The 24,112-nt window shown below is 70.1% G+C and carries 21 protein-coding genes; 10 read left to right on the top strand and 11 right to left on the bottom strand.

Annotated features, from left to right (window positions below; translation table 11 throughout):
• The first annotated feature begins 28 nt into the window (after positions 1 to 28).
• From FE263_RS02035 to FE263_RS02045, 3 genes are all read left to right on the top strand, one after another.
• Complete coding sequence (locus tag FE263_RS02035) at positions 29 to 3,961, top strand: PAS domain S-box protein (RefSeq protein WP_138324270.1); 3,933 nt, start codon at positions 29 to 31, stop codon at positions 3,959 to 3,961.
• A gap of 103 nt (positions 3,962 to 4,064) precedes the next feature.
• Positions 4,065 to 4,925: a class I SAM-dependent methyltransferase gene (locus FE263_RS02040; protein ID WP_138324271.1), complete on the top strand. Its 861-nt coding sequence runs from the start codon at positions 4,065 to 4,067 to the stop codon at positions 4,923 to 4,925.
• Positions 4,922 to 5,080: a DUF1674 domain-containing protein gene (locus tag FE263_RS02045; RefSeq protein WP_138324272.1), complete on the top strand. Its 159-nt coding sequence runs from the start codon at positions 4,922 to 4,924 to the stop codon at positions 5,078 to 5,080. Before FE263_RS02040 ends, FE263_RS02045 begins: the two co-directional genes overlap by 4 nt.
• Positions 5,081 to 5,096: 16 nt before the next feature.
• Here FE263_RS02045 and FE263_RS02050 read toward each other — a convergent pair whose 3' ends face one another.
• The 3 genes from FE263_RS02050 to cmk all read right to left on the bottom strand — a co-directional run bounded on the left by FE263_RS02050 (position 5,097) and on the right by cmk (position 8,309).
• A complete protein-coding gene (locus tag FE263_RS02050; RefSeq protein WP_138324273.1) occupies positions 5,097 to 5,612 on the bottom strand; it encodes a hypothetical protein in 516 nt (171 codons plus the stop codon).
• Between the two features lie 95 nt (positions 5,613 to 5,707).
• The gene (gene rpsA, locus FE263_RS02055; protein ID WP_138324274.1) at positions 5,708 to 7,429 is read right to left on the bottom strand and encodes a 30S ribosomal protein S1; all 1,722 of its coding nucleotides are present in this window, start codon (positions 7,427 to 7,429) and stop codon (positions 5,708 to 5,710) included.
• A 187-nt stretch (positions 7,430 to 7,616) separates the two neighbouring features.
• Positions 7,617 to 8,309 (bottom strand): (d)CMP kinase, encoded by a 693-nt coding sequence (cmk, locus tag FE263_RS02060; RefSeq protein WP_138324275.1) that lies wholly within the window; start codon positions 8,307 to 8,309, stop codon positions 7,617 to 7,619.
• A 169-nt stretch (positions 8,310 to 8,478) separates the two neighbouring features.
• Here cmk and FE263_RS02065 point away from each other — a divergent pair, with 169 nt between their 5' ends.
• Positions 8,479 to 8,814, top strand: a complete 336-nt coding sequence (locus FE263_RS02065) for a TIGR02300 family protein (protein WP_138324276.1) — start codon at positions 8,479 to 8,481, stop codon at positions 8,812 to 8,814.
• A 138-nt stretch (positions 8,815 to 8,952) separates the two neighbouring features.
• Positions 8,953 to 9,450: a GFA family protein gene (locus FE263_RS02070; protein ID WP_138324277.1), complete on the top strand. Its 498-nt coding sequence runs from the start codon at positions 8,953 to 8,955 to the stop codon at positions 9,448 to 9,450.
• Between the two features lie 25 nt (positions 9,451 to 9,475).
• Here the strand turns inward: FE263_RS02070 and glgX are convergent, their stop codons facing one another.
• Together glgX and FE263_RS02080 are read right to left on the bottom strand one after the other, a co-directional pair.
• Positions 9,476 to 11,626: a glycogen debranching protein GlgX gene (gene glgX, locus FE263_RS02075; RefSeq protein WP_138324278.1), complete on the bottom strand. Its 2,151-nt coding sequence runs from the start codon at positions 11,624 to 11,626 to the stop codon at positions 9,476 to 9,478.
• Between the two features lie 81 nt (positions 11,627 to 11,707).
• A complete protein-coding gene (locus FE263_RS02080; RefSeq protein WP_138324279.1) occupies positions 11,708 to 14,956 on the bottom strand; it encodes an AsmA-like C-terminal region-containing protein in 3,249 nt (1,082 codons plus the stop codon).
• A 50-nt stretch (positions 14,957 to 15,006) separates the two neighbouring features.
• Between FE263_RS02080 and FE263_RS02085 the strand changes: the two genes are divergently transcribed.
• Both FE263_RS02085 and FE263_RS02090 read left to right on the top strand, forming a co-directional pair.
• Positions 15,007 to 18,006 carry a bifunctional [glutamine synthetase] adenylyltransferase/[glutamine synthetase]-adenylyl-L-tyrosine phosphorylase gene (locus tag FE263_RS02085; RefSeq protein WP_171033891.1) on the top strand — a complete coding sequence of 1,000 codons (3,000 nt, stop codon included), beginning with the start codon at positions 15,007 to 15,009 and terminating at the stop codon, positions 18,004 to 18,006.
• A gap of 165 nt (positions 18,007 to 18,171) precedes the next feature.
• On the top strand, positions 18,172 to 18,675 hold the full coding sequence (locus FE263_RS02090) for a peroxiredoxin (RefSeq protein WP_138324281.1): 504 nt from the start codon (positions 18,172 to 18,174) through the stop codon (positions 18,673 to 18,675).
• Positions 18,676 to 18,702: 27 nt separating this feature from the next.
• On the opposite strand, the gene FE263_RS02095 is transcribed toward FE263_RS02090, so the two are convergent.
• From FE263_RS02095 to aat, 4 genes are all read right to left on the bottom strand, one after another.
• The gene (locus FE263_RS02095; protein WP_138324282.1) at positions 18,703 to 19,029 is read right to left on the bottom strand and encodes a hypothetical protein; all 327 of its coding nucleotides are present in this window, start codon (positions 19,027 to 19,029) and stop codon (positions 18,703 to 18,705) included.
• Between the two features lie 189 nt (positions 19,030 to 19,218).
• Positions 19,219 to 19,854: a hypothetical protein gene (locus FE263_RS02100; protein WP_138324283.1), complete on the bottom strand. Its 636-nt coding sequence runs from the start codon at positions 19,852 to 19,854 to the stop codon at positions 19,219 to 19,221.
• Between the two features lie 5 nt (positions 19,855 to 19,859).
• Positions 19,860 to 20,579: a DUF4412 domain-containing protein gene (locus FE263_RS02105; protein ID WP_138324284.1), complete on the bottom strand. Its 720-nt coding sequence runs from the start codon at positions 20,577 to 20,579 to the stop codon at positions 19,860 to 19,862.
• Positions 20,580 to 20,670: 91 nt separating this feature from the next.
• Positions 20,671 to 21,354 carry a leucyl/phenylalanyl-tRNA--protein transferase gene (aat, locus tag FE263_RS02110; protein ID WP_138324285.1) on the bottom strand — a complete coding sequence of 228 codons (684 nt, stop codon included), beginning with the start codon at positions 21,352 to 21,354 and terminating at the stop codon, positions 20,671 to 20,673.
• Between the two features lie 85 nt (positions 21,355 to 21,439).
• On the opposite strand from aat, the gene FE263_RS02115 reads away from it, so the two are divergent.
• Together FE263_RS02115 and FE263_RS21980 are read left to right on the top strand one after the other, a co-directional pair.
• Positions 21,440 to 21,787 carry a hypothetical protein gene (locus FE263_RS02115; protein ID WP_138324286.1) on the top strand — a complete coding sequence of 116 codons (348 nt, stop codon included), beginning with the start codon at positions 21,440 to 21,442 and terminating at the stop codon, positions 21,785 to 21,787.
• Entirely contained in the window at positions 21,787 to 21,963 is a 177-nt protein-coding gene (locus FE263_RS21980; protein ID WP_171033892.1) for a hypothetical protein, read from the top strand. Before FE263_RS02115 ends, FE263_RS21980 begins: the two co-directional genes overlap by 1 nt.
• Positions 21,964 to 22,054: 91 nt before the next feature.
• On the opposite strand, the gene FE263_RS02120 is transcribed toward FE263_RS21980, so the two are convergent.
• Positions 22,055 to 22,912, bottom strand: coding sequence for an EcsC family protein (locus FE263_RS02120; protein WP_138324287.1), 858 nt, complete (start codon positions 22,910 to 22,912; stop codon positions 22,055 to 22,057).
• A gap of 87 nt (positions 22,913 to 22,999) precedes the next feature.
• Entirely contained in the window at positions 23,000 to 23,419 is a 420-nt protein-coding gene (locus tag FE263_RS02125; RefSeq protein WP_138324288.1) for a helix-turn-helix domain-containing protein, read from the bottom strand.
• Between the two features lie 288 nt (positions 23,420 to 23,707).
• Here FE263_RS02125 and FE263_RS02130 point away from each other — a divergent pair, with 288 nt between their 5' ends.
• Positions 23,708 to 24,112 (top strand): hypothetical protein, encoded by a 405-nt coding sequence (locus FE263_RS02130; protein WP_138324289.1) that lies wholly within the window; start codon positions 23,708 to 23,710, stop codon positions 24,110 to 24,112.

Below are 24,112 nucleotides of genomic sequence, written 5' to 3' on the forward strand. Positions count from 1 at the left end.
CCGGGTTCGGATTGAGCTGGACCCTGTCATGCGCCTGCCGGCGGCGACGACTTCCACAACGCCCGCCAACGCCGGCGGCGCCTCCGCTCCAGTCCGGCGTCCGATTGCCGCCCGCTCCCTGATCATCCTCGGACTGATGCTGGCGATGACGGCCGCTGCGGCGATGATGTTCGCACTGCTGCTGCAGACCCGCGCCAGCCGGCAGGTCGCGGTCGGCTGGGTCGAGCACACCCAGGTGGTTGTCAACGCGATCGACGATCTCCTGCTGAGCGCCGACGACATGGAGGTCAGCCAGCGCGCCTTCCTGCTGACGTCGGATGCGTCCCTGCTGCCGGCACTTGATCATGAGACCCGGGATCTCTGGCACCGCTACGCGCGGATCAAGGACCTCACCGCAGACAATCCACGGCAGCAGGCGACATTGCTGACCCTGACGGACCAGCTGAGCGAACGCATCGCGCACCTGAACCGCACCCTGGCCCTGGTTATGGACGGGAAGGTCGCGGATGCCGTCGCGCTGGTCAGGACCGGCGTTGGCCGGCGGCAGATGGAGGCCATCCGGCTGACGACGACCTCCATGCTCTCGGAGGAACGACGGCTGCAAATGCAGCGCAACAGGGCGGCCGACCGTTCCGGAGACAGGACGATCGTGATCGAGACCCTGCTCGGGATGCTGATGGCGGCCGCCCTGCTTCTTGGCCTGGTGATTGCGGTGCGTTCGCTGGTGGCCGACGCGGCCTACCGTCAGATGAGCAAGAGCGCCATGGAGCGACAGCGGCTCCTTGATATGGTTCGGCTCGCCGCGGTCATGCTCACCGATCTCGACGGCACCATCCTGTTCTGGTCGGATGGCTGCCACCGCCTGTTCGGCTGGACGGCGGAGCAGGCGATCGGCCAGCGGTCGGACCAACTGCTCAGGAGCGACGCTGCGACCGACAGCGGGCTCGCACTGCTGCGCGATGGCGCCTGGAGTGGTGAACTGCGCCGCCACCACCGGGACGGCGCATCGCTGCTTGTCTCGGTGAACCGGGTGCTGCAGACCGATGCGAATGTACGCGACCGCCTGGTGGTCGAGACGATGACCGACGTGACGGCGCTGCGCGTGGTGGAACGCCGTCTGGCACGCAGCGAGGCGCAGTTCCACTCCCTGGTGGATACCGCCGCCGATGGCTTCGTGATCGCCCGGGCCGATGGCCGCATCCAGTCTGTCAACCGGGCCGGGCTCGCCCTGTTCGGCTATGACAGCGAGGCGGAGCTGTTCGATCGCAACCTCCGGGTGCTGATGACGGCGCACGACGGCGACCGGCTTGACGAGCATATCCTGGCGCACCGCGCCGGCGCAGCGCCGAGGGTGATCGGGGTGCCGGGGCGGGAACTGCTCGCGGTGCGGCGCGACGGCAGCGAGTTTCCGATCGACATGTCCGTCAGTTCCTTCGGCGGCGAAGGCGACCGCTACCTGACCGGGATCATACGGGACGCCACCGGCCGCAAGCAGGCCGAGGCCGCGTTGCGCGACAGCGAGGCCCGCCTGCGGCTGTTCATCGACACCGCCCCAGCCTCGATCGCCATGTTCGACACCGGGATGCGCTACCTTGCGGTCAGTCGTCGTTTCCTGGCGGATCTTGGAATTGCCTGTGGGTCGCCGGGATCCCTGATCGGACTGTGCCACTACGACATCATCCAGGAGCTGCCGGAGCGACTGCACGTCCTGCACCGGCGGGTATTCGCAGGCGAGTCGCTGTCGGTCGACGAGGATCCCTTCGTCCGCGCCGATGGCAGCATCGACTGCCTGCGGCGCGAGATGGTGCCCTGGCATCTTGCCGACGGCAGCGTCGGCGGCCTGCTGCTGTTCACCGAGGACATGCATGACCGTCGCCGGGCGGAAGCCGAGCTGCGCGAGACCGCCTCCCGGCTGCGGCTGGTGCAGCGTGTCGGCGGCATCGCCTCCTCCGCCCGCGTGCTGGCCGAGACGCTGGCGTCGATCTCCGAGGAGTTCACGGAGCTGTATGGCCTGCCGGCCGGGCAATCCGAACTCTCCCCCGAGGCCTGGGGACAATTGTTGCACCCCGACGACCGGGCGCGCGTGGAGCAGGCGGTGGAGACGGCTCTGGCCGACGGGACGGTGCTCGGCATCGAGTTCCGCATACGCCGGCCCGGCGGCGACACGCGCTGGATCGCGATGCGGCTGCAGAGCTTCCTCGATCCCGAGGGGCGCCCGCACCTTATCAGCGCGCACCAGGACATCAGCCTGCTCACCGCCAGCCGGGAGGCACTGGAGATGCGCCGCCAGGAGCTCGAACAGCGGGTGGCCGAGCGTACCGCCGACCTGGCCGAGGCGGAGGCACGCTTCCGCGGCATCTTCGACGCACAGTTCCACTTCATCAGCCTGTTGTCGCCGGACGGCACCACCCTGGAGATGAACCGAACCGGCCTCGACGCCATGCTGCTGTCCCGCGAGCAGATCATCGGCCGCAAGCTTTCGGAGACGGACAGCTGGCCGGTTGCGGCGCGTGCGCAGCTTCGCCTGGATCTCGAAATGGCCGCCGACGGCTGCCATGTCCGCCGCGAGGTCGAGCTCAGGGGCGTCGAAGGGCGCCCGATGTGGATCGACTTCTCGCTCAACCCGGTGCGCGACCCGCTGACCGGCGCGGTGATGTGGCTGATCGCGGAGTGCCGTGACCTGACCGAGACGCGCTCGCTGGCGGCGCAGCTAGCGCAGGCCCAGAAGGTGCAGGCGCTGGGGCAGCTCGCGGGTGGCATCGCGCACGACTTCAACAACATCCTGCAGGCGGTCAGCGGCGCCGCCGCGCTGATCGAGCGCACGCCCGAAGACCATGCCCGCACCCGGCGCTACGCGAGGACGGCGCTGAACGCGGCGACCCGGGGCCTGTCGATCACCCAGCGCCTGCTGAGCTTCGCGCGGAGCGGCGAGTTGCGCAGCAGGCCGATCCCGACGGCGGCGTTCCTGCACGACGTGCAGGACATGCTTTCCCATACGCTCGGGACCACCATCACCGTGACCCTCGACGTCGATGCGGCGATGCCGTCGCTGCTTGCCGACGCGGCGCAGCTCGAGACCGCGCTGATCAACCTCGGCACCAACGCGCGCGATGCGATGCCGGACGGTGGCACGCTCGCGCTGTCGGCTCGGGCCGAGCATGTCGGCGACGACAGCCATCCGGCCGGACTTGCACCGGGAGACTACGTGCGGCTCCAAATCGTCGACGATGGCATCGGCATGGACGCGCGGACCCTGGAGCGGGTCAGCGAGCCGTTCTTCACCACCAAGCCGCCTGGCAAGGGGACCGGCCTGGGTGTCGCCATGGCGCGTGGCTTCGCGGAGCAGTCCGGCGGCGGGCTGGTTATCGCCAGCACCCGGGGGCGTGGCACCGACGTGACGCTCTGGCTGCGCCAGGCCGAGGAGCACGCTCCTGCCGGGAGCCCCCCGGTGACCGGAATCAGGGCGTCCGGGAGCAGGCTGGCCGGGGAAAGGTCCGTCGGGAGTGCGGACTTCATCGGCGATCCGCCCGGGCCGGACACCGGGCGGAGACCTTCCAGCATCGGCCCGGCGGCACAGCCGGACCGGCCGGATGGCAGGGCCCCGCGTATCCTGGTGGTCGACGATGACGAGCTGGTGCGCGAGGTGGTGGCGGCGCAGCTCGAAGCCGAGGGCTTCAGCACCGTGGTGGCCGGCAGCGGTACCGAAGCGCTGGAGCTGCTGCGCGTCGGCGAGATCGTGGATGCGATGATCAGCGACTTCTCGATGCCGGTGATGAACGGCGCCGCGACCATACGGGAGGCCATGCTGCTGCGCCCGCTGCTGCCCTGCATCCTGCTGACCGGCTATGCCGGCGGGGTGACCGGCCTTCACCCGGGCGGCAACTTCGCGCTGCTGCGCAAGCCGGCTACCGGCTCCGAACTGGGCGCGCAGATAGACGCCATGCTGGAAGGCGTCCGCTAGAGGGCGCAAACCGCCAGTGTCGCAACAAGGCTTTCCTTTGAGGGTGCTGCGCGCTTGCGTTAGCAGCTTCAACCCTACCACCCAGCGGCGGGATGAATTGACGATGACACAGGTCAAGCGCGCGGTACGGTTCGCCCTGGCCCGCGCGGCCAGGATGCCGGGGATGCAGCGGCCGGCCTTCGCGGCTTTCGCGCGACTGTTTCCCGACCAGCCGTGGCAGGCGACGCATCCTTTCGATCGCGGGCTTGGCACCGACACCGGCGGCTTCGTGCCGCAATGGCTGCTGCAGCCGGGTGTCACGGAGGCCGACCAGGGTAGCCCCTACGCCGGCTGCCAGCCGGAATGCGTGCGCGCCGCACTGGCCAGCCTGCCGGACACGCGGAACTACAGCTTCATCGACCTTGGCTGCGGCAAGGGCCGGGCGATGATCGTGGCGTCGGAATACAGCTTCCACGCCATCCTCGGCGTCGAGCTCTCCGGCGGGCTGGTGGCCGTTGCCGCCCGCAACGCGGCCCTGGTCGCCAGGGCGCACCCCGAACGCACCCGGCTGCAGCCGATGCAGGGGGACGCCGCCGGAGTGGCGCTCCCGGACGGCCCCCTGGTGATCTTCAACTACCACGCCTTCCCGCGCGCCCTGGTCGGGCGCATCGCCGAGCGGCTGGCGGCGGCGGCCAGCCCTGGCCGCGAGATCTTCTACGTCTACGAGAACCCGGTCTGCCACTACGTGCTGGACGCCCTGCCCGGCTTCACCCGCTGGTTCGCCGCCAAGGTCGCCTGCACGGACGAGGAGCGCGGCCGCTCGCCCGGGGACGAGGATACCGTCGTGGTCTGGCGGGCCGGTGGCCCGCCCCGCACCGCCCATGACGGCGCCGATGCCGGACTGCGCGAGACGGTGCCGGGCTGGGGCGTCGAACTTCACCCCGGCTTGGCGTCGGGCGCCGGCATCCCCACCTCGATCGGATGAGCGACATCCAGGCTGCCACCGACGTACCGGTCTCCGACACCGACAACAAGTCCGAAGCCGCCAAGCCGGCGCCCAAGGAGGTCGGCGGCCCGAAGGAGAAGGACCCGACGCGCTACGGCGACTGGACCGTGAAAGGCCGCTGCATCGACTTCTGACCGCTGCGCCGGCGGATCAGGGCGCGCCTTCCGCCTGCCGGCGGCCCGACCAGACGGTCTGGCGCTGGCGGGGCGGCTTGGGCTGCGTCGAGACCAGGTAGATCCCGACCACGAAGACCAGGTTGGCCAGGCCGTTGAAGCCCATCGCCAGCACGAACGGCGGTCTTGCCGCGATCGACTGGTACAGGCTGTACAGCATGAACGGGACCGAGAGCGGCCGGAAGCCCTGCAGCATCATGCGCAGCGGATTGGCATGCCCGGGCTTCATCAACGGCCGCATGCGATTGATCGACAGGTAGAAGGCGAACCCGAGCGCCCAGGTCAGCCCGTTCCACAGCGCGCTGTCGACGCTCAGGCCGCCGACCATGAAGATCGCGACCACCGCGGCGGCGTCCAGCACGATGGCGCCAAGCTGCATGCTCATGCCGATATCGAAGGCGGTGGGTTTCTCGCCGAGCCGGTCCGCGAACGGCTGGAAGACCTTGTCCAGCAGCCAGACATCGACCTTGGTCACTGCATCGCCGACGTTCATGGCCTGCCTCTCGCCCGCCCATGGGCTGCCGTCAATGCGGAAAGGGCGGCGCCATCGCTGGCGCCGCCCCTGTCGTGTCGAGCTCCGGCTTCGGACTACTCCGAGGTCTGGTTCCGACGACGGATCGCCGCACCCAGGATGTCCCCGAGCGACGCGCCGCTGTCGGACGAGCCGTATTCGTTGATCGCCGCCTTGTCCTCCTCGACCTCGCGACCCTTGATGGTCAGCGAGAGCTTGCGGGACGCACGGTCCACCGAGATCACCTTGGCGTCGACGCGCTCGCCGACCGCGAAGCGCTCCGGACGCTGCTCGGCCTTGTCGCGGGCCAGCTCGGCGCGACGGATGAAGCCGCTCAGCACCTCGTCGACCTTCACCTCGATGCCGTTCGCCTGCACCGCGGTGACCACGCAGGTCACGACCGCGCCCTTGTTGACGCGCGACAGCGTGTCGGCAGCCGGGTCGTCATGCAGCTGCTTGATGCCGAGCGAGATGCGCTCCTTCTCGACGTCGACATCGAGCACCTTGGCCTGCACGACCTGGCCCTTCTCGTAGGCGCCCATCGCCGCCTCGCCGGCTTCCTCCCAGGAGATGTCCGACATGTGGACCATGCCGTCGATGTCCGCGGACAGGCCGACGAACAGGCCGAACTCGGTGATGTTGCGGATCTCGCCCTCGACCGTCGAACCGACGCGGTGGTCCTCGGCGAACTGCTCCCACGGATTGCGCTGCACCTGCTTGAGGCCGAGCGAGATCCGGCGCTTGGAGCTGTCCACGTCGAGCACCATGACGTCGACTTCCTGCGAAGTGGCGACGATCTTGCCCGGATGGACGTTCTTCTTGGTCCACGACATCTCGCTGACGTGCACCAGGCCCTCGACGCCGGGCTCCAGTTCCACGAACGCGCCGTAGTCGGTGATGTTGGTGACGCGGCCGCTGTAGCGGGCGCCGGGCGGATACTTGATCGCGACACCTTCCCAAGGATCGGCCTCGAGCTGCTTCATGCCCAGGCTGATGCGCTGCGTATCCGGGTTGAAGCGGATCACCTGCACGCGGACCTGCTGGCCGATCTGCAGCGCCTCGGACGGATGGTTGATGCGCTTCCAGGCGATGTCGGTGACATGCAGCAGGCCGTCGACGCCGCCGAGGTCCACGAAGGCGCCGTAGTCGGTGATGTTCTTCACCACGCCATCGAGGATCATGCCCTCCTTGAGGCCCTGGATCAGCTCGCTGCGCTGCTCGGCGCGCGTCTCCTCCAGCACCGCACGGCGCGAGACCACGATGTTGCCGCGGGCCCGATCCATTTTCAGGATCTGGAACGGCTGCGGGGTGCCCATCAGCGGGCCGACGTCGCGCACCGGCCGGATATCGACCTGGCTGCCCGGCAGGAACGCCATGGCGCCGCCGAGGTCGACGGTGAAGCCGCCCTTGACGCGTCCGTAGATGGTGCCGTTGACGCGCTGGTTGCCCTCGAAGGCGCGCTCCAGGTTGGTCCAGGCCTCCTCGCGGCGGGCCTTCTCGCGCGACAGCACGATGGAGCCGTCGCGGTCCTCGTAGCGCTCGACGTAGAGTTCGATGACGTCGCCGGGCTTGACGTCGACCGGCGAGCCGGGGACGCCGAATTCCTTCAGTGCGACGCGGCCCTCGCTCTTGAGGCCGACATCGACGATGGCGAACTCCTCGGTGAGGCGGACGACGCGGCCGGTGACGACGGAGCCGTCGAACCCGGTGTCGCGGCCCAGCGTCTCGTCGAGCAGGGTCGCAAAATCTTCGCCACCGAAATGATCATCGGGAGCGCGTGCAAGGGCGGCTGATGCCATGTGTGTATGGTGTTCCTGTGTCGAGGGCCGGCAGGACGCCGGCTCGCGGTCATGCGCCCTGCCGGTCCGGCAGCACGGCTTGCTCTCGTCGCAGGACCCGGACCCGTGCCCGGCGCGAAGGAGGCCTGTTTCGCGCGCACTGACACTTTTCCGCGCCCGATGTCAAGAGGTTGCGCGTTGCAACGGGCTATCCGGACGCCTGCAGCCGCTCCCGCACCAGCGCCAGGGCGCGCGCCAGCACGGCGTCGGCATCAAGGTCGTCGGTATCGATCAGGATGGCGTCCGCGGCGGGTCGCAACGGCGCCGTGGCGCGGGTGGCGTCGGCGGCATCCCGCGCCGCCAGCTCCGCCTCGATGCGTGCGATCGCCTGCCGGCGTTGCCCGGCGTCGAGGTCCGGAGCACCGCCCGACTGCAGCCAGCGTCGCTCGGCTCGCCGCCAGGCCGACGCGGTCACGAACAGCTTCACCGGTGCGTCCGGGAAGATCACCGTGCCGATGTCGCGGCCATCGAGCACCGCGCCGTTGGCGTGGCCGAACTGGCGCTGGAATGCGAGCAGGGCGGCACGCACCCCGGGTTGCGCGGCCACCCGGCTGGCGCCGCGATCGACCTCGGGGGTGCGCAGGTCGCGCCGGAGAAGGTCGTCCGCCGTCAGGCCGGCGGCGGCTTCGGTGGCATCGTCAGCCGGATCAAGCCCGGCGTCGAGCATGCGGCGGGCGACGGCCCTGTAGAGCAGCCCTGTATCGAGATAGGGCAGGCCCAGCGAGGCGGCCAGGGCGGCGGCCAGGGTCCCCTTGCCGGCAGCCGCCGGCCCGTCGACGGCGATCACCACCCGGCGCAGGGCTTGCTGTTGGCCGGAAGCGGACGGGGACGTGGTCTGCATGGAAGTCCCGTTCCCGCAGGCAGCGAAGCTTGTCAATCGGATCGGGCCGGCTGCCGGGTTTCAGCCTACCAGGCCGACCGGCTGTGGAGGCCGTCGGTTTGACAGCGGGGCGTGGGGGTGGCATGGGGCGCGCCCTGCGCTGCAATCCAACACAAATACAGGGTCACTGATGGCCAAGCCAGAACTCGGCATGAAGCGCGTCTGCGTCTCATGCAGTGCGCGCTTCTACGATCTGACCAAGGTACCGGCCGTCTGCCCGAAATGTGGCACCGAGCAGCCGCTGGACCAGCCGCGTGCGCGCCGCGCGGCCGGCAACGTGACCGAGGACCGGCGTCCGAAGAAGGTGGTGCCGGAACTCGACGAGGCTGATCCCGAGGCCGAGACCCCCGACGAGGAGTCCGAGGACGACGACGTCATCGAGGACACCGCCGACCTGGACGACGATGCCGACGCCATTGGCAGCGATATCGAGGTTGAAACCGACCGCGACGAGCACGAAACCTGATAGACTGAAGGCAGACCACCGCCGCGGGCGATCCGGCGCGCCGCTGCAGCACTCCGGCGCTCACGCCGGACGGGCGCGCCCCTGCGGGTCGCGCTCATCCAGCAGCAGGCGCCTTCAGAAAGACTTCGGGGGTCCACGATGCCGCTTAAGCTCGAAGGATCGTGCCGCTGCGGAGCTGTTCACTTCAGCATGCGAAGCCATACCCCGCAGCCGTATCAGCGCTGCTATTGCACGATCTGCCGAAAGACCGCCGGGGGTGGCGGGTATGCCATCAATCTCGGTGCGCTGACCGAGGGAATGCGGGTCGAGGATCCGCACAAGGCGATCCGGATCTTCCATGCCGAGATCCTGCAGGAAGACGGCTCCTGCGAGCGCTCCACGGCCGAGCGCAACTTCTGTTCGCGTTGCGGCACGCCGCTCTGGCTGTTCTCGCCGGAATGGCCGGATCTGGTGCACCCGTTCGCCTCCGCGATCGATAGCGAACTTCCGGTGCCGCCCTCGTCCGTCCACCTGATGCTGAAGTTCAAGCCCGGATGGGTCGTCGCGGAGGTCGGTCCCGACGACCTGACGTTCGACATCTTCCCGGAGCAATCCATCGACGACTGGCACCGCAGCCGCGGGCTCTGGGTGAGCTAGCGCCGGCGTCGATGTCCCTCGGCGCCTACGCCGTGAGCCGGAACAGCATCAGCGAACGCCCCGTCACCGCGCAGGCGCCGCCGATGGTGTAGGACCGCCCCGACAGCATGGTCGGGCGGTTGGTGTCGAGCAGCAGTTGCCACTGGGCGCCGCCGGCACACGGCGGCATCACGAACTCCAGCAGGTCGTGATAGCCGTTCAGGATCATCAGCAGCGTCGCATCGGTGCCCGGGCGCCTGATCCCGCTGACCTTGGCGCGGCCATCCATCAACATCCCCAGGCAACGCACAGGGCCGGACTGCCAGTCGGACTGGCGCATCTCGTGGCCGGTGGCGTTCACCCAGGTGACGTCGCGCACCTGCAGGTCCTCGTCCCACTCGCCGGTCATGAAGCGCTGCCGGCGCAGGATGGGATATTCGTTGCGTAGCTGGATCAGCCGCCGGGTGAACTGGAACATCGCCTGGTGGTGGTCGAGGCGGCCCCAGTCGACCCACGAGATGTCGTTGTCCTGGCAGTAGGCGTTGTTGTTGCCGGCCTGGGTGCGGGCGAACTCGTCGCCGGCCAGGATCATCGGCGTGCCCTGGCTCATCAGCAGGGTGGCCATCATGTTGCGCATCTGGCGCTCGCGCAGGCCGATCACCGTGCCGTCCTCGGTCTCGCCCTCGACGCCGCAGTTCCACGAGCCGTTGTTGTCGGTACCGTCGCGATTGCCCTCGCCGTTCGCCTCGTTGTGCTTGCTGTTGTACGAGACGATGTCGTGCAGCGTGAAACCGTCGTGCGCGGTCACGAAGTTGACGCTCGACCAGGTGCGCCGGCCACGCCGGTTGAACTTGTCGGCCGAGGCACAGAGCCGGCGCGCCAGTTCGGCGCCGGACGTGTCGCCCTTCCAGAACGCGCGCACGGTATCGCGGTAGCGGTCGTTCCACTCTGCCCAGCCGGGCGGGAAGCCGCCCACCTGGTAGCCGCCGGGCCCGCAATCCCACGGCTCGGCGATCAGCTTCACGTCGGACAGCACAGGGTCCTGCCGGCAGCTGTCGAGGAAGCCGCCGCCCTCGTCGAAGCCGTAGCTCTCGCGCCCGAGGATGGTGGCGAGGTCGAAGCGGAAGCCATCGACGTGCATCTCGGTCACCCAGTAGCGCAGGCTGTCGGTGACCATCTGCAGCACACGCGGATGGCTCAGGTTGAGCGTGTTCCCGGTGCCGGTGTCGTTGATGTAGTAGCGCTCCTGGCCCGGGATCAGCCGGTAGTAGGAGGCGTTGTCGATGCCCTTGAACGACAGCGTCGAGCCGAGCTCGTTGCCTTCGGCAGTGTGGTTGTAGACCACGTCGAGGATGACCTCGAGGCCGGCATCGTGCAGCCGGGCCACCATGGTCTTGAACTCGGACACCACCGAGGAATTGCCGGTGGCGTAGCGCTGGTCGGGGGCAAAGAAGCCGACCGTGTTGTAGCCCCAGTAGTTGGTCAGGTCGTGCTTGAGGAGGTGGTCCTCATCGGCAAAATAATGGATCGGCAGCAGCTCGACCGAGGTGACGCCAAGGGTTTTTATGTGCGCCACGATCTCGTCGGCGGCGAGGCCGGCGAAGGTGCCGCCGAGGCCGAACGGCAGTGCCGGGTGGCGGATGGTGTAGCCGCGCACGTGGGTCTCGTAGAAGATCGTGCGGTCCCACGGGATGCGCGGGCGCTGGTCGCGGCCCCAGGTGAAGGCGGGGTCGATGACCCGGCATTTCGGCATGAAGGAAGCACTGTCGCGCACATCGAAAGACAGGTCGGCGTCGGGATGGCCGATCGTGTAGCTGAAGATCTCGGGGGCGTGCTTCACCTGGCCGACATGCGCGCGCGCATACGGGTCGAGCAGCAGCTTGTTCGGGTTGAACCGGTGGCCGGCCTCCGGCGCGTGCGGTCCGTGCACCCGGTAGCCGTAGACGGTGCCGGGGCGGGCGTCCGGCAGATAGCCGTGCCAGACCTCATCGGTATATTCGGGCAGCTCTATGCGATCGAGCTCGGTCCCGCCGGACGGGTCGAACAGGCAGAGCTCGACCTTGGTGGCATTGGCCGAGAACAGGGCGAAATTCACCCCCAGTCCGTCCCAGGTGGCCCCGAGCGGGTGGGGCAGGCCCTCGGTCAGTCTCGAGGCCCGGTGGCGGCGTATCACGAAGGCGTCTCCTGGAAAGCTCATGGAAGGCGGCTGCAGGACGCATCGGTCCAGGTTGACTAGCCCCGCAGGCGGGGTTCGGTTCCCGGCGCGACGGACCCGGCCCTAGTTGAACAGCAACCGGCGGAGGATGCCGGGCGCCAGCAGCGCCAGCGGGTTGACCCGCAGGAGCGGGTGGTCGATCGGACCCTTGATGGTCAGGGTCGCCGCCAGCAGGCCGCCGCCCTTCTCGGGGCTGAACACGGCGCCGACACCGGGCAGCCTACCCGGAAGCGCGTTGAACAGATAGGAGGGCACGATGGTGCCCTTGAGATCGAGGGTCTCGCGGGCGAGGTGGACCGGGCCGCGCAGGGTGGCGCCGAGAGCATCGTTGGAGGCGTGCGCGTCGGTCAGCAGCAGCGTGTCGCCGGTCAAGACGAACGGCGCCTCGAACCGCGTGACCACCAGCTGCCTGCTCGGCGCACCCAGCAGGAAGCCGTAGACGGACAGGTCGCGCGCCATCCGGGCCGCCAGCGGCGCATCGTGCACCGTGAAGGGGCCGATCGACGCCGTCGCCCGGAGCCGGAGGCCCTCGCCTGCCGATCCCAGCGCACCGTCGAGCTGCAGCACCCCACCTTCGACGGTGTCGACCACGCCGATGGCCCGCAGCAGGGCCCCGGTGTCGTCGGCGTGCACCCGTAGCCGGCGCATGTCGCTGCGCCCGCCCTGCCCGGGCGAGAGGGTTGCGGCGATCGGGGTGGGTCCGGCAACGCGCAGCCGGGCCGCCGACACCACGCTGCCGTGGGCCTCGGCGTGCAGGGTCACGCTGTCGAAGCCGCGGGTCGGGCTGAACAGCACCTTGCGGAAGGCGAGGTCGGCCTGCCAGGCGGCGTCGGGCACCGGAGCCCTGGCGGGTGCTGCCGTGACGGCACCCTTCCCGTCGCGCACCGCGGCGGGCTCCTCGGCCGGCGCCGCCTGCGACAGGTAGGGCAGCACGTCCAGCACCGGCCCGTGCAGGCTGAGCCGGAGCGGGGTGACGGGCTGGCCTGGCGGCGACGGCAGCACGATGCGTCCGCTGCCGCGGCTGCGGCCCAGCCTGAAGCGGTCGATCACGATGGTCCTGGCATGGCCCTGCTGCACCTCGGCGCGGCCGTCGAGGGCAAGCTGGTCGCCGTCGGCGTGCAGGCTCTCGATCGAGACCAGGTGCTGGTCCTGCAGGCCGAACACCCCCGAGGCCGTCGCCGGAGTGCCCGGCTGCTTGCGCCAGAGCGGGGTCTCGAGCCCGGCCTGGGTGAGGTCGAGCGACAGCGCGATGCGGGCGGCGCCGGAGCGGTCGTGCACGTAGCGGACATCGAGCAGCGCCTCGCCGGAGAAGCGGTGGGCATCGTCCAGCCCCTCCTGCTGCATCGCCGCGTCGCTGACGTGCGACGTCACGTGGGCGGTCTCGGTGTGCTGACCCGGTGGCCCGGCGCGGAAGTCGGTGCCGTATGACATGCCGGACGGCATTCCGCCGATCAGCCCGTCGCCCTGCGCGGACAGTCCCTCCTGGGTGGCGGTCAGCGTGACGTCGGCCTGATCTAGGTCACGCCCGACCGCGACGTCGCCGAGATGCAGGCTGGTCAGCCGGGCGTCGGCCTGCACCTTCAGCGCATCGGCCGAGACATTCTCCAGCAACGGCAGGGCCAGGCGCAGATGGCCGGTGAAGTGGCCGGACGGAGCGGTGAAGGGCACCGGATGCCGGGACAGCAGGCGCAGGCGCGGATTGGCCAGCAGCACCATCAGGTCGGCAACCCCGCCCGACAGGCTGGCCTCGATCTGCGCGTCCTGGCGTGGCGCCGACAGCCCGGTGATGCGCATGCTGGCGGCCCCGAGCGCGATGGCGCCCCCGTTCCGCGCCCCCGACCCCGGCACGTCCTCGATGCCGTGCTGGGTCACGATGTGCAGCGCATCGATGCCGTCGAACACCAGCCGGCCGTCGAGGTCGTGCAGCGGCGGCACCGGGCGCAGCCAGTGCACCACCATGCCCTCCGCCTCGACCCCACCGCGCAGGCGGTCGAGCCTGAGGGCGTCGGGCCCGGCCTCGGAGGCCATGCCGAGATCGAGATGGAAGCGGCGCGCGGTGCCGGCGGTGATGTTTGCGGTGACCCATCCCTGCGCTCCGCCGGCGACGGCATGCGGCCAGTAGGCCTGCAGGCCCGCGAAGCTCAGGAGCGGTGCATCGACCACCAGGCCGAAGCGCATCGACGACCCATGCAGGGTGCCCCGGCCGGACAGGGTGAGATCGGGCGCATCGGGGCCGGCGAGTTGCAGTTGCGAGGGTGAGAGCCCGGCACGGAGGGGGCCGGATGGATCATCCGGCAGCGCCACGTCGAGCACGAGACGGCCGGACGCAATCGGCACGGTGTCGCTTTGCGCCTTGTCCGGCAGCAGTACGGTGCCGGCCCCCAGTGTTGCGGTGAGGTGCACGGCGCGCGGTATCATGTAGGCGCCGAAGCCGCCGGAGAGCGTGCTGTCCAGGGCCAGCGCAACCGGCAGGCGCACGTTGCCGAGCTCCCCCAGGACCGGGAAGGCGCCCACCAGCGCCGGCGATGCGAGCGCGGCCGGGACCACGGGATCGGTCCGGACGCGCCACGCGATGCCGCCATCGGGCGCCTCGCGGCCACTTCCGTGCACGCGCAGGGTCGGCCCGGGCGCGGCGGAGGTCCCGCAGGAGAGGCTGGCCTCCAGCCGGCCCGCGGCGCCGGTTGCCGCCGGGCGACGCAGCGGCGTGAGGGCGAGATCGTCGATCGCGGCGCGGCAGCCGGTGCCGCTGGCCTCGTCCGTCAGCATGACGTCCGACTGCCGCACCCGCAGCGTGCGCAGCGCATGGAGATCGATCGCGGTGCGGTCGGGTGCACCACCCGGCTGGGCCCGGGACAGTCCGATCCGCCCGTCGCGGTCGCGCCAGAGCAGGAGGGTCGCCCCGGTGACGGTGGCCTGCAGCAGCACGACGTGGCGGCGCAGCAGCGGCCACGGCCTGAGCGCCAGCTCGACATGATCGGCGTGGCTGCCGCTGGCGAGGGCGATCCCGTCCACGAGGATTCCGACTTCGCGGTCACGCCAGGCGAGCCTCACATGCTGCAGCGCAAGGCCGTGCAGCGGGCCCGGGCCGGAGGCCGCGGATGCGGTGATCCGCCGCGCCGGATCGGTGACGTCGATCGCACCGAAGCAGAGCCGCAGCGCCAGGGCGCCGATCAGCAGCAGCGGCAGGATGCACAGGCCTAGCGCCAACACCGCGAGCCGGTGCCCGATACGCCACGCTGGCCGCGACTTGCGTGCGCTGCCCTGCGGACCTGCACCGGCCGCCGCCTCGCCCGCTTGACGGGGCGCACTCATGCTCCGCACCGTGCCTGCCATGATCCGACATCTCCGCTGACCTCGGCGCCGTGCCCAGATTCCGCCTGCCGGCAGCCTGGCCGGCACCGGCCGACCGGTCGCAGGCGTCGCAGCTCGCCGGATTCCTGTTCGGGCCGGATGGTTCGACCGGACCGGCAGACAGCGCGAAGGCGGCGCTGGTGGCCTGCCTGGGCGGCAACAGCCCCTATCTCGCAGACCTCGTGCGGCGCGAACCGGCCTGCTTCGACCTGCTGTGCCGGCGGGGTCCGGACGCAGCGCTCGCGGGGATCCTGGCCAGCCTGGACGCGCTGCCGGCCGGGCAGCCAGGAGCCGCGATCGCCCGTGCGCTCCGGCAGGCGAAGCGGCAGGTGGCACTGGTCAGCGCAGTGGCGGACATCGGCGGCCTGTGGAGCCTGGAGCAGGTCACTGGCAGCCTCAGCCGGCTGGCCGAGACAGCGCTGTCGCTGGCGGTGCGGCACCTGCTGATGGATGCGGCGCGGCGTGGCGAGCTGCGGCAGGCCGGCCACCAGGACGCCGGCAGCGGCTTCGTCGTGCTCGGGATGGGCAAGCTCGGCGCCCGCGAGCTGAACTACTCCTCCGACATCGACCTGGTGCTGTTGTACGACCCGGACGCGCATCCCGGCCATGACGAGCTGCAGCGCGTGTTCACACGGCTGAGCGCCGAGCTGGTGCGGTTGATGGAGACGCGCGACGCCGATGGCTACGTGTTCCGGATGGATCTGCGGCTGCGCCCGGACCCCGGCTCCACCCCGCCGGCGGTCTCGCTGCCGACGGCCGTCACCTACTACGAGAGCCTGGGACAGACCTGGGAGCGCGCGGCCCTGACCAAGGCGCGGCCGGTGGCCGGCGATCTTGCGCTGGGCTGGAGCTTCCTCTCGACGATCGGACCGTTCATCTGGCGGCGGCATCTCGATTTCGCAGCGATCGAGGACATCGTGGCGATGAAGCGGCGCATCGACCGGCACCGCGGCGCCGCAGGACGGCCGCCGCTCGGGACGCCGGGAGCGACACAGGCGGATGAGGTGGCGGTGCTGCTCGGGCATGACCTCAAGCTCGGCCACGGCGGCATTCGCGAGATCGAGTTCCTGGCGCAGACCATGCTGCTGGTCTGGGGCGGCCGCGCGCCGGAGCTGCGCGACGCCACCACGCTGGGGGCGCTGGAGCGGCTGGCCGAGGGCAGCTACCTGCCGGCCGGGCTGGCGTCCGACCTCGCCGCCACCTACCGCCTGCTGCGCACCGCCGAGCACCGGCTGCAGATGCGCGACGATCGGCAGACGCACAGCCTGCCCGGGGATCGTGGCGAGTTCGACCGCTTCGCACTGTTCATGGATTGCGAAGGCGGAGGCGAGGCGCTGGCCCGGCGGCTGCTGGAACCGATGCGGCGCGTTCACGCGGCCTTCGGGGACATGTTCGCGACCGGGCCTGCCGGCCGGGAGCCGGAGCCGTTCTGTCATCTCGACGCCCCGGACCTGGCCTCGCTGCTTGGCCGCGCCGGCTTTGCGCAACCGGCCCGGGCCGCCGCCATCCTCGGCGGCTGGCGCGACCGCCACCTGCGCGCGCTGCGCTCCGACCGCGCGCAGCGCCTGCTGCGCGACATCCTGCCCGGCCTGCTTGCGGCACTGCTCGAGCAGCAGGACCCGATGCTGGCACTGATACGCTTCGACAGCCTGCTCGCGCGCCAGAGCACCGGGGTGCAGTTGCTGTCGCTGCTTGCCCACAATGCGCCGCTGCTCGGACGCATCGCCGGCGTCCTCGGCGCGGCGCCGTTTCTTGCCGACCACCTGGCGGCGGTGCCCTCCGCCCTCGAGGGCCTGCTGGTGCCGGAAGAGGACGGAGAAAACAGCAGGCGGCGAAGGGCGCGCCTTGCCGAGACCGGGATCCGCTCCGCCTCCGGCGTGGAGGAGGCGATCGCCCGGGCGCGCACCCTGGTGCGTGGCGAGGAGTTCAGGTTTTCGCTGGCGCAGCTCGATGGCAGGCTGGATACCGACCGCGCCGGGATCGCGCGCAGCGATCTCGCAGACCATGTCATCGGCGCCCTGCTGGAGGTGGTGCTGCGCGCGCACCGGTCGCGCTACGGCGAGGTTCGCGGCGGCGGCATGGTGGTGGTGGCGCTCGGCAAGGCCGGCTCGCGCGAGATGATGGCGGGGTCCGACCTCGACCTCATGCTGGTCTACGACCACCCGCCGGGGATCGCGGAAAGCATGCTGCCGAAACGCGATGCTCCCGGGGTGCACAGGCGCGCGCTGCCGGTCAGCCAGTACTATATCCGGCTCGCCCATGCGGTGATCGCGGCCCTCTCGGCGCCGGGCCTGGAGGGGCCGCTCTACGCCCTCGACATGCGGCTGCGGCCCTCGGGCAGCAAGGGGCCGGTCGCGGTGTCGCTGGCGGCGTTCCGGCGCTACCACGCCGAGCAGGCCTGGACCTGGGAGCGCATGGCTCTCACCAGGGCAAGGGTGGTCGCCGGTCCGGCGGCGCTGCGCCGGGCGATGCGGCGGGAGATCGCCCAGGCGGTGACGGGTCCGGGTGCCGGAGGCGAGGCGCCCGGTGTTGCGGGCCGGCGGCGGACCCTGCAGGCGGCGGCGGCGATGCGGGCCAGGGTCGCAGACGAGCGGCCGGCACGCGGCAGCTGGGACATCAAGCTGCTGGAGGGCGGCCTGCTGGAAGTGGAGTTCATCGCCCAGGTCCTGCAACTGGTCCGCCCCGAGGCATCGCCACACCAGGCCACCCGCCTTGCGCTGCGGTCGCTGGCAAGATCCGGCACCATCGGGCGGGCGCAGGCCATGACGCTGGTCGGGGCAGACCGGTTCTGGCGCGACCTGCAGAGCATGCTCCGGATCCTGTTCGGAACGCAGGTTCCGGAAGCCGGCGAGGCCTGGACGCCGCCGGTGCGCGAAGCCCTGCTGCAGGGGCTGCGACCGCTCCGGATCGCGGATCTCGATGCCCTGCGGGCCCATATGCGAACCGTCGCCAGCTCGGTCAGAGCCGCCTTCGTCGAACTGGTTGTCGATGCCGGCGCGCAAGAACCATGATGCCCGCGCAGGCTGCCGGATCTGCACCGCAAGTCCCCCGCCCTTCCTGATGCACCGGCCTGGTTTCCTGCCGTAAGGAGTTCTGGCCGTCCGGAGCTGTGGCCGGCTGGAGTTCTGGGCGAGGGACCGGCAAACGACAAGCCGGGAAACGAAAGGATGTGAGACATGACGCCTACACCCACCAGCGAGAAACCAGCGGATGGCGCCGTTGCCGTGGGCAGCCCTGCGCCGGCCTTCGACCTGCCTGCGAGTTTCGGGCGCCGGGTTTCGTCCGCCAGCCTGCACGGCAGACCCTGGGTGCTGTACTTCTACCCGAAGGCCGATACCAGCGGCTGCACCAAGGAAGCCTGCGAGTTCCAGGGATCGCTTGCAGCACTCGGTGCCGCCAGCGTTCCGGTGGTCGGGATCTCCCGGGATCCGATGAACGCGATCGAAGCCTTCGCCAGGAAGTTCGGCCTGGAGTTTCCCCTTGCTACCGACGAGGCCGGAGAGACCCTCGACGCCTACGGGGTCTGGGTCGAGAAATCGATGTATGGCCGGAAGTACATGGGCATCGAGCGGACCACCCTGCTGGTCGATGCGCAGGGACGGGTCACTCGCATCTGGAACAAGGTCAAGGTGCCTGGACACGCCGCCGAGGTGATCAAGGCGGCTGGCAGCCTCGCGTGAAGCGAGGCTGCCGTCGGTCTCAGCCGATCAATAGCCGTAGCCGTATGGCTGGGCATAGTAGCCCGGGGCCGGGGCCGCGTAGACCACCGGCGGCGGCGCGTAGACGACCGGCGGCGGAGCATAGTAGCGCGGAGCGGCCAGAGCGCCGATCACTGCACCGGCGGCCAGGCCGCCGATGAGAGCGCCGCCGTAGCCGTAGCCGCGATGGTAGCCATAGCCGCCGTGATAGCCATAGCCACCATGCCAGCCGCCGTATCCATGGCGCCACTGCGCCTGGGCGGCGGGGGCGGCGCTCACGGCGAGGCCAGCGGCCAGCAGCGGCGCGGTGAGGAAGATACGCGTTGAAGGACGCATGGTGATGATGCCTCTCTCTGTTCGGGCCAGGCACACTCGTGCTCCGGTCCGTCCCTGGCAGCGATATGGGGATCGTTGCCTTCCATGCATAGAACGCAGCAAGCGTGGTTATTTGCAGGCGGGATTGAGGCGCCTCGTTCTCAAAGCGTAAAACCGGGCCGTTCCCGCATCACGACCGTGCGATGGCGGTCATTGCGATGGCGCAGGCTCGATCCGGCTGCCTGAGGGCGCGGAGAACAGGGACGGATCCTGCGGCCCATAGCGGACGCTGGAGGCCAGCAGCAGGATCTGCTGGCCGTGCCGTGCCCGCAGCAGGACACCGTCGTCGGTAAGGCAGATCGTGCTCTCGGCCCCGCCATCGTCCAGCGTCCGCCACTCCGTGCATGGGGTGCCGGCGACGGTGTCGCCGCCGAGCCGCTGGTAATGGCCGGTCGCGCGCAACCCTGGCGCCTGCACGCCGCCGGCCCCCTGTGCGCCACCACCCGGCAGCGGCAGCATGGTGGCGCTGCGCCGGCGCGGATCGACCACCAGCATGCGGCGGGCGCGGTAGTCGGTGATCATGTAGGCGTTGCCGGCCGGATCGAGACGCTGGCTCCAGAGGGCGACCGACCACCGCATCCGTTGCGTCATCGCGCCCGGTAGCCCGCCGGGCGCGGCAGGGGGCCCGGCGAGCAGATAGGTCACGTCGACGTCGCGCTGCGGCGTCACGAATGGGGTCGGAGGCGATCCGGCTGCAGGCATCTGGGCGTCGGCCGGTCCCGGGGGGGAGAGCAGCGCGACGATCACCGCAGCCAGGGCGATGCGCGCCGGGCTGTGGGCAGCCACCGGCGTCAGGGCTGGTTCGATCCCGGGGCGCCCATCGGTGGCGCACCGAGTTGCGGGCCGCCCGGCTGGGCATCGCCCTGCGCACCGGCACCGCCGCGCTCGAAAGCCGCCGGACCCTCCGGATGCGCTACCCTGGTGTATCCGGCCGGAGGCTCGAAGGCGGCGGGCTGGATCGGCCCGTAGGTCACGGTGCGGGCGACGAGGTGGCCACGCGCGCCCTGGCTGTCGACGCCGTCCTCGCTTAGCACCACGCCGTCCGCGGTGACGCAGGCATGGGCGGTGCCGGGCGAGGTGATGATCGACCAGGTCGTGCAGGGCAGCCCGGCGACGGTGGCGGTCCCGGTGGCGGTGTACTGCATCGACGGGTCGAGCAGGAACGGGCTGCGCTGCTGCTGGCTCTCCGGCACGTCCATGTAGACCTTGGCCGGACCGATCACGATCTGCATGACCTGCCGGTCGCGGTTCATGATGGTGCTGCCCTGCCCGTCCGGCGCATCGATGCGCATCAGCCGGCCGTTGCCGGCGAACAGGACCTTGACGCGTTGCGGCGACGGGGCGCCTTCCGGCTCGACATCGTAGGTCACGGTGACATCGCGCGACGGCATGTAGAGCGGATGGTCGCCGGCTCCCCCGCTGGCGGAAACCTGACCATGAGCGGCGGCGGCCGGGACGGCCAGGGCCAGTCCGCCCATGAGCAGTACTGAATTCAACAGCCGCAGGCGCATCGGATTGGTTCCCGGACAGAGCATGGCGCGCCGTAGCGCCCCGGGGCGGAATTGGTGACGAGCCCGGCCCGCTGTCAACCGGGCGCCGCCTTCATCCGTGCGTTGCATCCGGGGACCGTTCCGGACCCGGCGCGAGCTTGCGCACTGCGTCCAGCAAGGCATCAGGCTCCTGCTGCCAGCGCGCGACGGTCGCGACAGCGTCCGCCAGCATCGCCCGGTAGCGTACCCGCGGCACCTCGATGGCGCCGAACTGGGCCAGGTGGCCGGTGATGAACTGGGTGTCGAGCAGCCGGTAGCCGCCCAGGCGGAGGCGGGCGAGCAGGAACACCAGGGCGACCTTGGAGGCATCGCGCCTCCGGCTGAACATGCTTTCGCCGAAGAATGCGCCACCGATCGAGATGCCATACAGCCCGCCGCACAGCTCGCCATCCTGCCAGCATTCGATGCTGTGCGCCGAGCCGAGCCGGTGCACGGCGAGGAACAGCGCACGGATCTGCGGGTTGATCCAGCTTTCCTCGCGGCCGGGGGCCGGCGCCGCACAGCCATCGATCACCGCCTCGAAGGCACGATCGGCAGTCACCTCGAAGCTGCCGGACAGCGCAGTACGACGCAGGCGGCGCGGCAGATGGAAACCGTCGAGCGGCAGGATGCCGCGCGGCTCGGGATCGAGCCAGAACAGCTCGGTGGCGTCCCGCGTCTCGGCCATCGGAAACAGCCCGTCGCGGTAGCGTCGCAGCAGCAGGTCCGGTGTCACCTCGACGCGGCGTCTGAACATGGGCAGATAGTGGGGTTGCCGCGACCGCCGAGGCAATGCGCGTCTGGCGAGCCGGGGCGGCTACGGGACGGACAGGGATCGGCAGGTGCAGATGCAGGCAGGCGAGAAGACGCATCGGGCTTCCCGCCGCGTGGTGGCAGAGGTGTGGCTGGGTGCGGAGTTCCTCCGGGTGGCGCCGCCCGGCCTGCCGCCTGGTGGCATGGTCGACACCGGAAGCCCGGGCGGCCACGCTAGCTCGCATCGGGCCGAGGCGATCGTGCTGTCGAGGAACCCGCGCATCGTTACCAACCTCCGCAACCTGCTGCCGCGCTCGGAGAGCAAGGCCATGCACGCGCCCGTTGGCGTCGGCGCAGGACGGCTGACCGCGGCGTCGCAGGACGACCGGCGGGCGGGCTCCAGCCTCGTCGCCGGCGCTAAGGCGAGGCCAGCCTGATGCGGATGATGCTGGTGTTCCTGGCCTTCGCAGCAATCTCGGCGGTGCTGTGGGCGCTGATGCCGCACATCGCCGGCGGCGTGGCGCTGGACATGATGCTGATCTACCTGCTGCTCGCGGTCGTCTCGGCGTTGCTCGGGCTGCTGCCGCAGGGAAGCGGCAGCGGCGATGGCTAGAGCGTCACCCGATCACCCGGTATCGCCTTGCGATGCCAGGTGCCGGATGACGTTGCCCCATCGAACGACAGGCAGAGCATGATCGAGCGGATCAGGCGGCCGCCGGGCGATTCGCGAGGTTGGCGCGGATGCCCACCACCGCCTCGTGGACATTCATCGCGCCGTAGGTGCGCTCCAGCCGGCGGATGGTGAAGTGCGCCCGGGCCAGGGCACGGTAGTGCTGCAGGAACGCCGCGTTCAGCGATGCCCCGCACAGCGCGCCGGCCACCGGCATCATCTGCAGCGCCACCTTGCGCGACAGCGCCAGGCCATAATGCGACGACACCTCGGACAGCAGCATCACCACTGGCCGGCCACGCAACACCATGCGTGCCGAGAAGAAGCCTAGCTCGCTCTGCTCCTCGGTCCCCTCGTGTGCCTGCAGGGCGAACACCTCGAGACAGGCGCGCTGGCCTTCCGGGGTGCTCAGGTCCTCGCCCTCCTCGCGGGCAATGCGGGCGATCTCCCGCATGATCGCGAGCGTGGTGAAGCCGATGTCGGGGATCAGGCCGCTGAGGCCGGCAAAGCCGCCGAGGGCGCCGGACACCGCGACCGCCGCCTGGGTCGCATGGTCGCGCCAGCCGCGGTCCGGCGGCGTCAGGTCGCCGGTCGAGACCAGCGGCGCCGGATGCTTCATCCCGATGATGGCGATGCCAAAGGCGCGCACCACCGAAGCTTCGCCCAGCCCGCGCAGCTTGGCCTGCAGGTTGGGGGCGAGCCCGATGCCGCGCATGCCGAGCCGGGTGGCCTGGCCGACGGCGCCGCCCATCAGGTCAGCCAGCCTGACCAGCAGGCCGCGCCCAGACTCGACCTGGTGCAGCACCTGCTCGAGAGCGCCGAGCGACGCTGCGCTCAGGGCGTATGGATCAGTTGCGAGATGGGTCAGTTCGCTGCCCTGGGTCGCGCTCATGGCCGTCTCCATCGATGAGGACGACACAACGCACGGAAGGCCGCCCGGGCTTCACCGCCCAAACCCTTAAAGCGGATGAAGCCGCGATCAGGCGGAGCGACGTGCCTCGGACTCGTGTTCCAGCCCCGGGCCGGTGGACAGCTTCTGGGCGACGTGCATCAGAACGCCGCGATCCTCGGTGCTGCAGGCCCGGAACAGGCGCAGCAGGGTCATCTCCTCGGAGGACAGTACGCTATCGGTGGCAAGGCCCTCCCAGCCCTCCTTCAGCATGCTGACCGACACGCCGAGCGCCTCGGCGATGCGGCGAAGCTTGCTGCCCATCTGACCGGCGCGGCCAGTCTCCCACTGCGCCACCGCGCTGCGCGACACCCCGGTCGACATCGCAAGCGTGTCCTGGGTGAGACCGCGCGCACGGCGCAGGATGCGGATCCGGCTGCCGATCGCCAGCCCGCTCTGCACCGCCGGCGCCGGTTCGGGCGGCAGGTCGGGCGGAGACAGCGGAGGCATGGCCACGTCCGGCTCGGACGGGCCCATCGCAGCCTCATGCGCAACAAAGCCTCGAGATTGCATCAGAACCGCCAGTCGTATTGAATCCGGACCCGCCATCACCTCTGTCTCACACTCTAGTCGACGTCATCACTTTCTCGACCAAGGAGCAATTGGACGGACAAGTCCAAGTTTGCACCGCCAGGCCTGTCCTTGGCAAAGCAGAACAGATTATTAACGAATTGTTCTCGCGCGAGATTGATATTCCGATCCAATCCTCGACACGGCCCGGCGCGTTGCACGATCATCATGACATTCACCCTGGAGCTCAAGCCGATGTCCTGCTTCCGCGGCCACGCGATCCGTCTCGGCTTCGGCGCCGCTCTCGGGCTGCTGCTCGCCTGCCACACGCCTGCGGCACAGGCCCAGGCCCTGCGTTCAAGCTCGGCCAGTTCGGTTGCTGCCGGACCCACGTCGAACCGCAACTCGCAGGCCACTCCGGCGACCACCGGCCTGCCGGGCGTCTCCGCGCAGCAGAGCACGTCGACCGGCTCCGGCTCGCCGCCGGACTTCTCGGTCCTTGGCCTGCCCGTCCGCGTGGCTGCCCCGGTGGTTCCCGCCTATGGCGGCGCCGAGAGCTATGGCACCTTTGCCGGGCAGCCGACCCGCGGTCAGGATCTGGTGGCGCAGCAGAGCATCGACGGTTCGCCCTGA

Origin of the sequence: Lichenicoccus roseus (genome assembly GCF_005844085.1) — a bacterium.
Taxonomy (GTDB): domain Bacteria; phylum Pseudomonadota; class Alphaproteobacteria; order Acetobacterales; family Acetobacteraceae; genus Lichenicoccus; species Lichenicoccus roseus.

Excerpts from the sequence above, each read along its gene's own strand:
- FE263_RS02125 (WP_138324288.1), bottom strand. The coding sequence starts at position 23,419 with ATGCCTCCGCTGTCTCCGCCCGACCTGCCGCCCGAACCGGCGCCGGCG.
- FE263_RS02035 (WP_138324270.1), top strand. The coding sequence starts at position 29 with ATGCGCCTGCCGGCGGCGACGACTTCCACAACGCCCGCCAACGCCGGC.
- FE263_RS02045 (WP_138324272.1), top strand. The coding sequence starts at position 4,922 with ATGAGCGACATCCAGGCTGCCACCGACGTACCGGTCTCCGACACCGAC.
- FE263_RS02070 (WP_138324277.1), top strand. The coding sequence starts at position 8,953 with ATGCCGCTTAAGCTCGAAGGATCGTGCCGCTGCGGAGCTGTTCACTTC.
- FE263_RS02130 (WP_138324289.1), top strand. The coding sequence starts at position 23,708 with ATGACATTCACCCTGGAGCTCAAGCCGATGTCCTGCTTCCGCGGCCAC.
- aat (WP_138324285.1), bottom strand. The coding sequence starts at position 21,354 with ATGTTCAGACGCCGCGTCGAGGTGACACCGGACCTGCTGCTGCGACGC.
- FE263_RS02040 (WP_138324271.1), top strand. The coding sequence starts at position 4,065 with ATGACACAGGTCAAGCGCGCGGTACGGTTCGCCCTGGCCCGCGCGGCC.
- FE263_RS02095 (WP_138324282.1), bottom strand. The coding sequence starts at position 19,029 with ATGCGTCCTTCAACGCGTATCTTCCTCACCGCGCCGCTGCTGGCCGCT.
- FE263_RS02050 (WP_138324273.1), bottom strand. The coding sequence starts at position 5,612 with ATGAACGTCGGCGATGCAGTGACCAAGGTCGATGTCTGGCTGCTGGAC.
- glgX (WP_138324278.1), bottom strand. The coding sequence starts at position 11,626 with ATGAGCTTTCCAGGAGACGCCTTCGTGATACGCCGCCACCGGGCCTCG.
- FE263_RS02065 (WP_138324276.1), top strand. The coding sequence starts at position 8,479 with ATGGCCAAGCCAGAACTCGGCATGAAGCGCGTCTGCGTCTCATGCAGT.
- FE263_RS02090 (WP_138324281.1), top strand. The coding sequence starts at position 18,172 with ATGACGCCTACACCCACCAGCGAGAAACCAGCGGATGGCGCCGTTGCC.
- FE263_RS21980 (WP_171033892.1), top strand. The coding sequence starts at position 21,787 with ATGCGGATGATGCTGGTGTTCCTGGCCTTCGCAGCAATCTCGGCGGTG.
- FE263_RS02105 (WP_138324284.1), bottom strand. The coding sequence starts at position 20,579 with ATGCGCCTGCGGCTGTTGAATTCAGTACTGCTCATGGGCGGACTGGCC.
- rpsA (WP_138324274.1), bottom strand. The coding sequence starts at position 7,429 with ATGGCATCAGCCGCCCTTGCACGCGCTCCCGATGATCATTTCGGTGGC.
- FE263_RS02120 (WP_138324287.1), bottom strand. The coding sequence starts at position 22,912 with ATGAGCGCGACCCAGGGCAGCGAACTGACCCATCTCGCAACTGATCCA.
- cmk (WP_138324275.1), bottom strand. The coding sequence starts at position 8,309 with ATGCAGACCACGTCCCCGTCCGCTTCCGGCCAACAGCAAGCCCTGCGC.
- FE263_RS02080 (WP_138324279.1), bottom strand. The coding sequence starts at position 14,956 with ATGAGTGCGCCCCGTCAAGCGGGCGAGGCGGCGGCCGGTGCAGGTCCG.